The following is a 12,676-nucleotide window of genomic DNA, read 5'->3' on the forward strand; positions in this document are numbered from 1 at the left end:
CTACAAAATTATACAATAAAACTCCTGATGTATACAATAAGAATTTTTACGCATTTATTTATTTCGAATATATTTCACTGGAGTTGTGTTCGTTACCTTTTTAAAAGCAGTATAAAATGTACTATTGGAATTAAATCCGCATTTTTCAGCTATAATCTCAATTTTTAGATTTGGATGTGTTTCTAAAAGTTGTTTTACCTCTTCAACTCTATATTCATTAATGAATTGAGTAAAACTTTTCTTTAAATTATGATTCAATACTTGTGATAATAACTGTGGACGAATATTCAGCTTTTTAGCGAAAATGGGTAGTGTTAGGTTCGCATTTTTATATAATTTTTCTTCATGTAAAGTCGCTGTAATTTTTTCTAACAATTGTTTTACTTCATTTTCTTCGATTTGAATATTTGAGTACTTTTCTTTTTTAACAGCAACAACAAAATCCTTTTTCCTCTTGTAAAACAGCAGCAATATGGATAAGTAAAATACAAAAGAAAACGAAAGAGCTCCAGAAATATAAGAAGTATAAGCAGCAGTGAAATACGCCAGCCAAATAATACTTACACCAAAAAATACACTTAAAGACCAAACTTCATCATACCCTAGTTTTTCTTTTTTTGATATCATTTTTTGGAAAGATCTTCGAAGTATAAATGCAGCAATTAAGATATACAATAACCACTGATAGTTAATGATCTTATAAAAATAAGTTCCCCAAAGTTCAGTGTTTTTTTCATACGGATATAAAAAACCGATACTCAAAACAATCAATAAATATGCTAAAATTTGGACGTAAAATAATCTGTTTGATTGAGCAACTTCTTGAGTTTTTGATTTGATATAAAAATATAGAAAAGGGCCTATAAAAAAACAGGCAGACAAACCGATTTGCAAATAAATTTTAGATAAGTCAGGGTTAAAGTAAAAGAACAACGATTTCCAAACACGAATACTTAAAACCGCTAATAATCCTCCTAAAAAATAGTTTGATTTATTTTTATGTTGATCAAAAAATAAAAAATAGATACTTAAAACTACACTGTTAAAAGCACCTAAAGCACTAAAAAAGAATATTAATTGGTTATCTAAATTCAATTTAATTACTGAGTTTTTTAACTTACTATTTAAGTTGTTGCACTTAGATTGATATGTTATTTACACACTAAATTTAATAAATAAAATCTGAAAGAAAAATTATCGAAAAGCACTCAAATTCCTATTATATAAATTTATGTCTTAAAATATCATTTCATTTGATTTTTAATAGGTTTTGTAATCTCATTAATTACATTCCCTGTATGAAGTGCAGATTTATTTTCAATAAGCATAAGGTGACATTCTTTTTTAGAACTCACCTTATGATTAATTCCCTTTTTCACGATAAACAAATCTCCCTCTTTCATTGTAAAAGCCTCTTGGTTTTCTATTTCAAAAAGAAGTTCTCCTTTAATTATAAGAAATAATTCATCTTCATTTTTATGATGATGCCAAGGCACTTTATTTCCCTGAATTTTAACTAATTTTATAAAAACATCGTTTACTTCACCAATAATTTTAGGAGAGTAGTAATCTTTAATGGTTTCAAGTTGTTTTTTTATATTCATATTAATTGTGTTGAAGCCTCTATAGTTTTTTGATCATTACTTTTTCCTGCTTTAGAACTTTCTAGGCTTAACCTCTATTAATTTTTTCTTTTAGACCTTTAATTCTTTGTTTGTAATTTTCTGCACCACTTATTTTAAAAGCTTTTGTAACAAAATGTAATGCATTTTTATAATCCTTGTTTTTTTCATAATAATCTGCCATAGAAGCATAAACATTTGCGCTATTTGGGTAATACTTAATGGCAAGTTCAAGGTACATTTTTGCCTTTTCTGTCTGTTGCATATCCATATTCATATATCCTGACATATTCAAAAGTTCCTCAGGATAAGGTGCCTCTGAGTAACCAAAATGCTTTTTGAGTTTATTTTCTCTATATTTTATGATGCTAAAAAGTTCTTCCTTAGGAGTATCAAATGAATTTATTTTGTCAGTATTTTCCATTTGAAACCATTCAAAAAGAGAAATTAAACCATCCTTAATCGATGGAAAAGGAATTGTACCATGTATATCTTTTGGATAAAATTTCCAATCAAAAAATAATCCATTAGTATTGTTTTGCTTGACTATGTTTGAAAAGGTAATATTAGAACGTGCGAATAAGGTAAAGTCTGTGCTATCTTGCATTACATTATCTATCGTTATTTTTGAGTTCTGCATGTGCAATTGACCACCTAATGATATGAATAAGGATTTATTCTGATAATTCTGATTTATAAATAGGTCTTCAGCTTCTTTTAAAAGTTTTTGATTGTCCCAATCTAAACTTGGGTCTATGGCTATATAGTTTGAAAATAAATGCGAATGATTAATTAGTATATAAACTGTGAATAAACCTCCATACGAATGCCCAATTAATGTTCTAAAATTAGTAACAGGATATTTACTTTCTATAAAAGGAATTAATTCAGACTCTAAAAATTTACTAAAATTAGCAGCTTCTCCATTTTCTTGCTTAAAAGGCATACCATACATTTCTGTAACTTTTGATGTTGTTAAGTCACGTACCCTATTTTTAGCGTTTGAAATACCAACAATAATCATTTCTGGCATAAAGCCACCACTGTAAAAACGATGCACATTATAAACCGTTGGTAAAAACACTTCTCCATCCAAAACATAAACTACAGGGTATTTTTGTTTTGAATCAGGATTATAATTTTCAGGTAATTGCACATATATTTTTCTGTGTTCTTCTAGATTTTCGGAATATACGCTATCTAAAACACCAATATTTTGTAAAAATTGATTCTCTTGTGCAAAACATATCACATTTACAAAACAAAAAATGAAAAAAAAGTATAATGACTTCATGGCTGTTGTTTTTTATATCATTGATTTGTTACAATATGTTGCTCTTTCAAAATCTCTAATGTTCATTGAAATAATAGGGACTTCAGGAAACATTAATTTTAATTCGGATACGATTTTTTCTGATAAATTCTTTTTTTGAGACGCATTTCGTCCTTCCATTATATTCCCAAAAATATGAATAAAATCATCTTGAGTGTCTCCTATAGTGTAATACTCAAAAGGATTAATTCTTACTTTAACATCACCTTTATCAAAAAGATTTGTTGATGCTGCTGTGTCATAAACCTTTTTAATAATTTCATTTGGTGATTTAATTTTAAGGATGTTTTTAGAACAATCAATTACAAAATGTGGCATAATTTTATTTTTTTGAATTTTTTATCATTTCTTTTACGTTAGAATTTTCTGGGTTTTATTCTAGTGACTTTTTATCATTGACCAGAGCTAAATCATTATTTGCATGCAGTTAATAATCTTCACCCATACCAATATATTGTCAGCTGATGCTTTATTTATTTTCATTATTTTCTGTTTCACCTGTATCAATGATTATAGCTTTTTTTAGTTCCTTTTCTCTCGGAATTTGAAATTCACCTTCCATAAAATCAAACATTCCAGATGTTACTTCAAATGAATATGTTTCACCTTTTTCATTATTCCTTTTTAAGACTCTATTCTTTCTTAAATCATGTGGTGCTTTGATGTAATGGATTTGTGTTGGAATATTTTGTTCTTTAGCCAAAGATGTGAATAATTCTCTTTTTTCGAATTTAGTAAAACCAAGATCAAGGACAACTTCAACACCACAATCAGAAATGTTTTTAGCAGTTTCCCAAATTTGTTGTTCACATCTATCTACTCTTTCCATGATCCATTTTAGATTCATTGATTTGGGCATATCTTTCCCATACAATTTCCACATCCATTGATCAATTGAAAAATGAACTCCTTCTATATCTTTGGTTAGTTTCTTTGAATAGGTTGATTTACCAGCACCTTGTCGTCCAAAAACTATATGAAATTTTTTACTCATCGATTTTGTAATTTAAAGATTTCTTTTTTATGCATGCAGCTAAGGTTCTTGTGTGTGATTTGGTTGCGTGTTTAGGTGCCTAATTTAGTAAATACAAAACCAACTAGAAATTCGAGGATTTTCTTAAGCAGCGAAGAACAGCAATTAATAATATACGGTGCTGTAACCAGTTTGTTGTTATTTCACCTCAAACATCATTATTTAATAAATGACTTAACATCTTTTTTGAGAGATGTTTAGGGCTATTTCCGTTTTCCCTTTTTTGTTTATTAAATCACCTAAATATATTTGATTTCTATTATGTGTTTGATTTATAAAAACTTGCTCAAATTCAATAGAACCCAGTTGTTTTTCAAAATATTCATAATTCCATTCAGGAGGCGAAAAAATAATAATATTTGATGTGATATTTTTTCGAATTTTTTTTATCAATTCTTTTAACGGAGGGTTTTTAGAAACTAAATTACCTTGATTTTCTTGCTTATGTGGATACCAAAAAGGAATGTCATAGATAATTATATCAGCTTTGATGCTTTTCAATGTATTGTCATCAAATACATCTCCATTAATAAGTTGGAATTTGGATATAAGACCAGCTTCCGTTAAATTGAATTCACACATTTGTAGAATATTCTGATCAATATCTACACCAATTACTTTCTTAAAGCTAGGTGCTAAGTACTCTAAAGTTATCCCAATACTGCAACACAATTCAGCCAATACCAAATTAGGGTTTCCAATTCTCGATTTTAAATATTCAGCGTTGGATGGATAATTCGAAATATATAGTGAGAATTTGTCACCTTTTATATTCTTTCGATATCCTCTTCGTTCTATTATGTCTTGTGTCGTACTTTCTTCGTAAGTCATAAAATGGTTATAACAATTGTTTAACAGTGCCTTTAATTAACTAATTCGTTAATTTAATTGAATGATTTTTATTAATTGCAATCTACATTTGCTGTTTGATATGTTGATAATTTTAAATTTGGAATATCTTGCCCATTTGCAATTTTAATACAAGTTAATGTTGGGTTTCTATCTACTCTAACATCAATAAGATTTGGTAAATTACTAATATCAAATTGGGTAAGTAAATTACTTGAACCATAGATATACTCTAAGTTTACGTTATTATTCAAATTTATTGTTTTTACTTTATTAGCAGAAAAAACCAACACTTTCAATAATGGACTATTACTAAAATCTAAGTTTGTTATTTGATTTAAGTTAAGAACTGCACTTTCTAATTTTGGAGCATTTGCTATTTCTAAAGATGTTAAATCATTATGATCGATGAGAAAATTTTTCACATTATTATTATCTAATGTAAATTCTGTAAAATAGTTCCAAGATAAACTTAACCAAGTTAAATTTTTGGCTTTTTCTAAGCCTTCAACTTTTGTTAAGCTATTAGAAGTTAAACTAATAGTATCTAATAAAATGTTGTTACTTACATCTAATGTTGTTAAATTATTTGCATCTGCTTCAAGTATCTTTAAATCAACAAATGCTTCAATACCCTCTAATGTACTTATATTCGATCCGTTAAGAGATAGCTTAGTAACATTTTCAGCATCACTTTTTAGCATCTGCTGGTTTATAATACCATCAGAATCAATACCTTTTTCAATAAGTATCGCTTCAAAATTTTCATCAGGAATATTTAAATAATTATTAGGCTCCTCTAAAATGTTACTATCACTAGAACACGAAACTGTAATACCTAGAAGTATAATTATGCAGCAATATATTAGTGATTTTTGGGTTGATTTTTTCATTTTAAATTGTTTTAAAAATTAAAATTTGTTTATAGTCTCCAAAAATTCTGTTCCTTCTCTATAAAATCCCTTTTGTTTTTTCATTTCTTTTTAAGCATTAAATTGTTCCAACCATTGTAAAATCGATTGGTTTGTTTCTTGTGGTAACTCTTGTTGAATGTGATGGCCACACTCTAAACTAATCACATCCGAATTCGGAACAAAATCGGGTAGTCTTTCAAATTTAGGAATCATATCTAGGTCGCCATAAATCATAAGTGTAGGCTGTTTAATGATTGGATCAATATCTGCTAGTAAGTACCAGTTTCTGTCCAGGTTTCTGTACCAATTGATGGCTCCATTAAATCCAGAATTTTTAAAGGCTTTTACAAATACAGACAAATCATCGTCGTTCATAATAGGCTCACCAAAAGGCTTTTCTGCTTTTGCAAGATTCATCATTAGCATTCCAGGTTCTGGTGGAGCAAGAGGTACATTCTTACGAAATAAATTACGAAGAAATTTTTCTGCATAATTATCTAATACAGCATCTGCCACGCCTAGTTTTTTATTAAAATGAACAAAATAGAAATCATCTCCAAATACCTCTTCCATAAACTGAATCCATGGTTTTTCACCCCGTTCTTGATAAGGCAATGCAAGATTTATAATTTTATTGACACGCTCTGGATGCAAGAGTGCAAGGTTCCAAACTACATTTGCACCCCAATCATGCCCCACAAAAACAGCATCTCTATAGTTGTAATAATCTAGTAAGGCCACTAAATCATCTGTTAAATGGGTTATGTCATATGCCGTTATTTCTTTAGGGCATGATGAATTACCATATCCTCTTTGATTTGGAACAATGACATGATAACCAGCTTTAGCAAGCGCTGGGACTTGATAACGCCATGAAAAAGCATGTTCTGGAAAACCATGACAAAGTACAATGGGATTGCCAATATTTTCTTTACCTGCTTCAAATACTTCTAACTCAATTCCGTTTATAGAAATTATATTTGGATTAGGAAATCCTAAAGATTTTATTTCTGCTTCCATTTCATTATTAGTTTTTACCTATTATTAAATCTTCTATTTTTTTAAAGTTTCCATTGCTAGGTACATGTTTTGAATCTTCTAGTAAAACTATTTCATCTAATGATGAGAAAATTCGTTTGGCTCTTTTTATCATTTTTTTTCCAGGAAATAGGATATCTTTTTCAGCAGCTACAATAGTTATCGGCGCTTTTATATTGTTGGCAGATTGTTTGGAAATAACTGGTAAAGGAGAAAAATCCATATTACAGTTTTGAAAAGTAGTTCCCATAAATTGGATGGCAAAATCATCTGCCTCACTAAAAAGAACGTTTATTACTTTTTTTAGATAGGTATCATTATTTGTTTTTATGAACTTCTTTAAAGGAATAAACATCTTAAACAACCCTTTAAAAGGGTTACCATTTACAATGTAAACTGGTGCAATTACATATGCTTTTTTAATATGGGTTTCTTTGAATTCTAAAGTCTTTAAAGAAATAAAACCCCCAAAAGAAAACCCAACTAAAGTAACTTCTGTAAGCCTTAAGATTTCGATAAGTTCTGTAACCCATTTTCCATAATCTAGCGACTTCATATCTAATCGATTCTCGGCACTTTTATTCGGTTGTGCTAATACGTCAACTGCATAGACACAATATTTTGAAGATAAATTTGGGAGTGATTCTAAAATTAAAGGAGCACAACCTCCTGTACCATGAATCAGCACTAATGGAGGGTTTTTAGTATCACCAGTAATGATAACATTAGTTACTCCAAACTTTGTTTCTAACAATTTTTCTGAATATTCGATATTCAGTTCATCTAGCTTCTGATTGTAAAGCGTTAAGATTTTTTCTTTTCCTTCTTTTGATTTGAAAAACATTTTCTTTTTGTTTTTTATTGATATTGTAATTGTTTTTTATTTACTAGAATCTATACCCTATTCGCAAGTGCATATTTGGTTCTATCCCACTTTCGTCTTCTGAATAACCTGCGCGCTTAGCAAATGTGTAACTATACCCTATTCCTATACCTGCTTCGTAACTGAAATGATTCCCTATATTTCTTCTAATTCCCCAAGTAGGTATAATGGCAAAATCACTTACCACAGGAGCATCGTCTGCATTAAACAAAGCCAATTCTGGATGATAACTAGTTTTTAAGGCAATAAAACTACCACTATTCCCATCAATTCTTTTTGAGTTTTTTGAGCGTTTTTTTAGGTTATAATAAAATCTGGGTTCAATAACTATAACAGGTGTCAGGATAAAAGGAGAATCGTAATCATCATAATAAGTAGTTTCCCAGATACCAAAATCAAAACCAATTTCCGTTCTTAAGGCTATGGTATTTGATAGTTTTGTTTCATTATATGCCCAGATTCCTAAAACTCCAGTTTGTAATCCGAATATTGATTTTTCTACGCTTGTATTTTGAGATTTAGCGGTTAATGTTATTCCGCACAAAATCAAAGTAATTAATGTTTTTTTCATGATAATATTTTATTGATAATATAAATACAGCTTATTGTTTTTAATTTTTATTATTTTTTAGATGCTTCTGTTCGTTTATTTTGTTCTTCTAAATTCCTTGATTGACATATTCAATAATTTTACGTATTCTTTTCTGTTTGGTTTCAGGGCGTTTTGCTAAAACTATCCAACCTAATAATTCTTTTTGTTTCGATTTACTCAAACTCAGAAAATGTTCAAATGAATTTTGATGAGCGGCTAACGCTTTTTTCAAATCATTTGGAATGATTAAGTTTTCTGCATCATCCATAAATGACCAATACCCATTTTGTTTAGCAATAGCGATACTTTCAAATCCTGATTTTGTCATTTGTTTATTTTGAATGAGTAAATCAACCTTTTCTTTATTTATCTTAGACCAAACACTTTTAGGTTTTCTTTTGCTGAAATATTGCATATATCTTTTGTCATCTATAGTCTTTTTAGTGCTATCTATCCACCCAAAACATAATGCTTCATCAACCGCTTCACTCCAACTAAGAGAAGGTATTTTTGTTGCTGTTTTATAATATACAAGCCAAATAGCATGTTTTGAGTGATGATTTTTTTCTAACCAGCCACGCCATTCCATTCGGTTTTTAGGGCAGTATGTTTCTAACTCTTTTTTAAGCATTATCCTTGTTTTAAGTACTTTGAACTGATTGGTTAATTCCAAATGTTAATTCTTTTGTCTTTGAACTTTTTTCAATAGTTTACGGTTGTTATTTTTATAATTATCAACAAGGTTCTTTCTACTTGTTTTTACTTCAACAAAGATCTATCAATAGGCGACATACTTCTTAAGCCTTATGGCGCTTTAAGTATAAAGTTTGATGATTAACTGAAAATTATGATGCAGGTATATAAATTATGATGCAAATAAGCTTTATATGGTATCTTATTTTAATTTTTCATTTTATTTTTTTTAATCATTTTTTTTGCGTTGGTATTATTTGAGTTTAATTCTAAAACCTTATTATAATTTTGTAATGCCATACTATTATTTCCATTAAGATAGTAAGCCTCGCCAAGACTATCATAAGGGTTGGCCGAGTTAGGAAACTCCGAAACTAACAATTTGAAGATTTTAATTGCATCTTCAATTTGGTTTTTCTCAATTAGTTTATATCCTAATCTATTTAATTCTCCCTCTTCAGAAAAATTATAAGTATCAGGATAATTTTTCTTTAATTGTTTATAATATTCGATACCATCATCTACATTATTATAGCATTTTTGTCTTATTGAGAGATAAACTGATTTTTGAGGAATTTTAAAAGAGTTTCCTTTTGTAATGTTTTCTATGGCCTCAGCAATATTCCTAAGTTTTAAGTTTTTATTATTAGTCATTAATATGACCATTACATCTTCTTTTAGGTTATAATGTATTAAAGACTCGTAATTAAAGGAAGAACCTTGATGTTGGTATATCATTAACTCATTATTCTTAAAAACACCTTTCCCTAAAGCAGACTCGCTATTTTTTGAAAAGGAATCGAATAATAGCATTAGGGATTCCTTTGAGATTATCTTACCTGAATGTAAACTATTAACCCAATTGAACATGTCAGATATGCTAGGAAACACCCAACCTGAAAATTCAATATCACCAGAGCTATCATTCACTAAATCATTATTAAATGAAGTTACTAGCTGAGTATTTTTGGAAGTTGCATCTATAATAGCATCTGACATTTTACTAGGAATTAGAATGTTTTCTTGGATAAAATCATTGAAAGACATCCCAGATACTTTCTCCACAATCCTTCTTTGAAGAAAGATATTATTGTTACTATAGAGATAATCAGACCCAGGCTCAAATATTAAATTGTCGATATTCTTTATATCAGTATATATATCTTTATCATTTTTTACACTATTCCATTTTACTTTTGGTAACCCACTGGAATATTGTAATAGATGTTTTATTGTTACTTTGTTGGACCAATTTGGTAGCTGTAAATCAAACTTTGATAGCTTATCTTCAAGATGTAGTGATCCTCGTTCTTTCAAGATCATAATAGCAACTGCGTTGAATTCTTTTGCAATAGAACCAATGTTAAATATTGAGTTTTTACTAAGTTTTTTTGATCTAGAGGCATCGGAATATCCAAATTCATTTTGATATATAATAGTATTGCTCTGTGCCACAAGAATGTTCCCATTGAACAATCCACGTTCATAGGACACCTCCATCAATGTGTCTATTTGGTTTATTGATATTTCAGATAAATCCGTTGTCTTGGGATTATTTTTATTCTGACAGCTTGTGAAAAAGATTATTGATATTAGAAAAATTAGAATTTTTATTTTATTCATTTTGGAAAATTATTAAGAGACAATAAATTTATTAAACTGTTACAATTTTTAATTAAAGGCAACTATACCCTATTCGCAAGTGCATATTTAATTCAACCTAAAATTATTTAAATAGTTCTTTCAATGGATACCCACTATTTCCACTTGGCAATTGAAGATTCAGAATCATTGTTAGTGTTGATGAAATGTCTATAGGCGAAACTTTTCTTACCGATTCTCCATGTGTTATTCCATTTCCAAACCAAAGTAAAGGAACATGAGTGTCATAACTATAGCCTGAACCATGAATGGTCCCTTTTACTGAAGACACCTCAATTTCAGAATCATCATCTTGAACTAAACCAGCATCAAAAGTAAGAAGAACATCTCCAGATCTTTTTTGGTGATATCCATTTTGAACGAGCTTCTTTAAACCAGAATTATATTGACTGGTTTGTAAGTGATGGGAAGCTAAAGCCCCACTGATTCCCTTAAGATTTACTAAAAAATTTACAGCATCTTGCTGCATACTTTCTAATTGTAATCCTTTTTCAAGGATAGCAGTTCTGTTCAAATACAACTGGTCATCTTCAAAATTTTGAATCCATGAACCTTCTCCATATTTAGTGCTTAAATATTTACTCAATTGGTTTTTATATCTTGCTATTCTAGCGACTCCAGTAGGAACCTTTATATCATTTAAATAAGAGGCGATAGGAACTGCACCATGATCAGACGTAAGAAATAACGTATATTCTCCTTTACCAATTTCTTTATCTAAGAATTTTAGAAGTTTACTTATTTCAAGATCTAATCTTAAATAAATGTCTTCTATTTCAACTGAATTTGGGCCAAAAATATGCCCTGCTTTATCCGTGACAGAATAGCTAATTGTAAGCATATCTGTTTCTTCATCGCTACCCAATTTTTCATTTTTAACTGCATCCATAGCAAATTCAGTGAGTAATGTGTTTCCAGCTGGCGAAAACCCTAACATCAAATATTCTATATTTCTTTTTCTGTATTTTTCTCTAAGTTTGTTGAAGTCATAAGGAAAGGTCGGGTTGTTATCTCCAAGGACAACCTCATATTTGTTGTTATCTCCATAACTTTCAGTATAACTCTCTATCGGGTAAAGTGTATTCCAAACGGTATCTAAATACTTACTCGATTTCTCTAATTTATTAAACTTACTTACCCATTTAGGTAACTCATTCATATAATAAGAGCTGGAAACAAAATACCCAGGACTTGTTTCAATATCATACCAATATGCTGCATTAGCAAGATGACCTCCAGGTAATACAGCCCCTCTGTCTTTTAATGAGACACTAATTACTTTTGATCTGAAATTAGTACTCATTCGTAGTTGGTCAGAAATTGTAGTCGTCAATAGTTGCTTGGGTGAAGCTCCTATATTATTTTGATTCTTGCTGCCAATTAAAACTACGGTAGTATCTTTCACACTACTAGTATGTTTCTCATTATACCGATTGTACCAACTATTACCTATTACACCATGTATGGCTGGTGTGGTACCTGTATAAATTGATGAATGGCCTGCTGCAGTAACCGTTGGAGTATAATTATATTGCGTATTTTTATAATTGAATCCATCTCGTAAAATTCTTTTAAAACCATCTTCGCTGTATTTTGTTTCATATCTGTATAGTTGTTCAGCCCTCATTTGATCTACAACGATACCAATAACTAATTTTGGTTTTTTTGAGCCTTCAGTTTGCCCATAGGAAAAATTTAAGCTAATTAGATACAATACTAAAACATTGATTATTTTATTGGATATTATAAGATTACTCATTGTTATTTTTGAATTTGGTTATTAAATGAACTTATGCAAGTTGTATTTTAGAGACGATAATCTGAGTTTTTTATCACATTCAAATTAGCTTTTTCGTGGTTGATTTATTTTGTGGGGACGCACCTTTCTAAAATTGCTATTGAGAAAGGTAATATTATTTTCGACTTAGTTGAGATTGCGCCTAACGGCAAGTATAAGCGTAGTGCAGGATTAGAAGCTCTTAACTATCAATCTACTGATATGTTTGTTGTAATAATTCGTTCAATTTTAATGTTTTAGCCCGCATTACGTTTATACA

13 protein-coding genes are annotated in these 12,676 nt (G+C 29.5%); all 13 read right to left on the reverse strand.

The window, feature by feature from the left end:
* Positions 1–54: 54 nt before the first annotated feature.
* The 13 genes from LPB302_RS04720 to pafA all read right to left on the reverse strand — a co-directional run bounded on the left by LPB302_RS04720 (position 55) and on the right by pafA (position 12,378).
* Positions 55–1,095 (reverse strand): helix-turn-helix domain-containing protein, encoded by a 1,041-nt coding sequence (locus LPB302_RS04720; RefSeq protein WP_074613567.1) that lies wholly within the window; start codon positions 1,093–1,095, stop codon positions 55–57.
* A 149-nt stretch (positions 1,096–1,244) separates the two neighbouring features.
* Complete coding sequence (locus tag LPB302_RS04725; protein WP_053975165.1) at positions 1,245–1,604, reverse strand: cupin domain-containing protein; 360 nt, start codon at positions 1,602–1,604, stop codon at positions 1,245–1,247.
* 67 nt (positions 1,605–1,671) lie between these two features.
* Positions 1,672–2,916 carry an alpha/beta hydrolase-fold protein gene (locus LPB302_RS04730; RefSeq protein ID WP_053975166.1) on the reverse strand — a complete coding sequence of 415 codons (1,245 nt, stop codon included), beginning with the start codon at positions 2,914–2,916 and terminating at the stop codon, positions 1,672–1,674.
* Between the two features lie 12 nt (positions 2,917–2,928).
* Entirely contained in the window at positions 2,929–3,273 is a 345-nt protein-coding gene (locus LPB302_RS04735) for a 5-carboxymethyl-2-hydroxymuconate Delta-isomerase (RefSeq protein WP_053975167.1), read from the reverse strand.
* 151 nt (positions 3,274–3,424) lie between these two features.
* Complete coding sequence (locus LPB302_RS04740) at positions 3,425–3,949, reverse strand: P-loop nucleotide/nucleoside kinase family protein (RefSeq protein ID WP_053975168.1); 525 nt, start codon at positions 3,947–3,949, stop codon at positions 3,425–3,427.
* 213 nt (positions 3,950–4,162) lie between these two features.
* On the reverse strand, positions 4,163–4,819 hold the full coding sequence (locus LPB302_RS04745; RefSeq protein ID WP_053975169.1) for a class I SAM-dependent methyltransferase: 657 nt from the start codon (positions 4,817–4,819) through the stop codon (positions 4,163–4,165).
* A gap of 71 nt (positions 4,820–4,890) precedes the next feature.
* Positions 4,891–5,730: a leucine-rich repeat domain-containing protein gene (locus LPB302_RS04750; RefSeq protein ID WP_053975170.1), complete on the reverse strand. Its 840-nt coding sequence runs from the start codon at positions 5,728–5,730 to the stop codon at positions 4,891–4,893.
* A 90-nt stretch (positions 5,731–5,820) separates the two neighbouring features.
* Positions 5,821–6,771 (reverse strand): alpha/beta fold hydrolase, encoded by a 951-nt coding sequence (locus tag LPB302_RS04755; protein ID WP_053975171.1) that lies wholly within the window; start codon positions 6,769–6,771, stop codon positions 5,821–5,823.
* A 7-nt stretch (positions 6,772–6,778) separates the two neighbouring features.
* Positions 6,779–7,633: an alpha/beta fold hydrolase gene (locus LPB302_RS04760; protein WP_053975172.1), complete on the reverse strand. Its 855-nt coding sequence runs from the start codon at positions 7,631–7,633 to the stop codon at positions 6,779–6,781.
* 43 nt (positions 7,634–7,676) lie between these two features.
* Entirely contained in the window at positions 7,677–8,243 is a 567-nt protein-coding gene (locus tag LPB302_RS04765) for a hypothetical protein (protein WP_053975173.1), read from the reverse strand.
* Positions 8,244–8,331: 88 nt separating this feature from the next.
* Positions 8,332–8,895, reverse strand: coding sequence for a YdeI/OmpD-associated family protein (locus LPB302_RS04770; protein ID WP_053975174.1), 564 nt, complete (start codon positions 8,893–8,895; stop codon positions 8,332–8,334).
* Between the two features lie 269 nt (positions 8,896–9,164).
* The gene (locus LPB302_RS04775) at positions 9,165–10,580 is read right to left on the reverse strand and encodes a serine hydrolase domain-containing protein (RefSeq protein ID WP_053975175.1); all 1,416 of its coding nucleotides are present in this window, start codon (positions 10,578–10,580) and stop codon (positions 9,165–9,167) included.
* A 103-nt stretch (positions 10,581–10,683) separates the two neighbouring features.
* A complete protein-coding gene (pafA, locus tag LPB302_RS04780) occupies positions 10,684–12,378 on the reverse strand; it encodes an alkaline phosphatase PafA (RefSeq protein ID WP_074613568.1) in 1,695 nt (564 codons plus the stop codon).
* Positions 12,379–12,676: the final 298 nt, after the last annotated feature.

It is taken from the genome of Polaribacter dokdonensis, assembly GCF_024362345.1.
Lineage (GTDB): Bacteria > Bacteroidota > Bacteroidia > Flavobacteriales > Flavobacteriaceae > Polaribacter > Polaribacter dokdonensis.

What these genes read in the sequence shown, in the direction of transcription:
- LPB302_RS04725 (WP_053975165.1), bottom strand. Translation starts at nt 1,604, where the DNA reads ATGAATATAAAAAAACAACTTGAAACCATTAAAGATTACTACTCTCCT.
- LPB302_RS04730 (WP_053975166.1), bottom strand. Translation starts at nt 2,916, where the DNA reads ATGAAGTCATTATACTTTTTTTTCATTTTTTGTTTTGTAAATGTGATA.
- LPB302_RS04735 (WP_053975167.1), bottom strand. Translation starts at nt 3,273, where the DNA reads ATGCCACATTTTGTAATTGATTGTTCTAAAAACATCCTTAAAATTAAA.
- LPB302_RS04740 (WP_053975168.1), bottom strand. Translation starts at nt 3,949, where the DNA reads ATGAGTAAAAAATTTCATATAGTTTTTGGACGACAAGGTGCTGGTAAA.
- LPB302_RS04745 (WP_053975169.1), bottom strand. Translation starts at nt 4,819, where the DNA reads ATGACTTACGAAGAAAGTACGACACAAGACATAATAGAACGAAGAGGA.
- LPB302_RS04750 (WP_053975170.1), bottom strand. Translation starts at nt 5,730, where the DNA reads ATGAAAAAATCAACCCAAAAATCACTAATATATTGCTGCATAATTATA.
- LPB302_RS04755 (WP_053975171.1), bottom strand. Translation starts at nt 6,771, where the DNA reads ATGGAAGCAGAAATAAAATCTTTAGGATTTCCTAATCCAAATATAATT.
- LPB302_RS04760 (WP_053975172.1), bottom strand. Translation starts at nt 7,633, where the DNA reads ATGTTTTTCAAATCAAAAGAAGGAAAAGAAAAAATCTTAACGCTTTAC.
- LPB302_RS04765 (WP_053975173.1), bottom strand. Translation starts at nt 8,243, where the DNA reads ATGAAAAAAACATTAATTACTTTGATTTTGTGCGGAATAACATTAACC.
- LPB302_RS04770 (WP_053975174.1), bottom strand. Translation starts at nt 8,895, where the DNA reads ATGCTTAAAAAAGAGTTAGAAACATACTGCCCTAAAAACCGAATGGAA.
- LPB302_RS04775 (WP_053975175.1), bottom strand. Translation starts at nt 10,580, where the DNA reads ATGAATAAAATAAAAATTCTAATTTTTCTAATATCAATAATCTTTTTC.
- pafA (WP_074613568.1), bottom strand. Translation starts at nt 12,378, where the DNA reads ATGAGTAATCTTATAATATCCAATAAAATAATCAATGTTTTAGTATTG.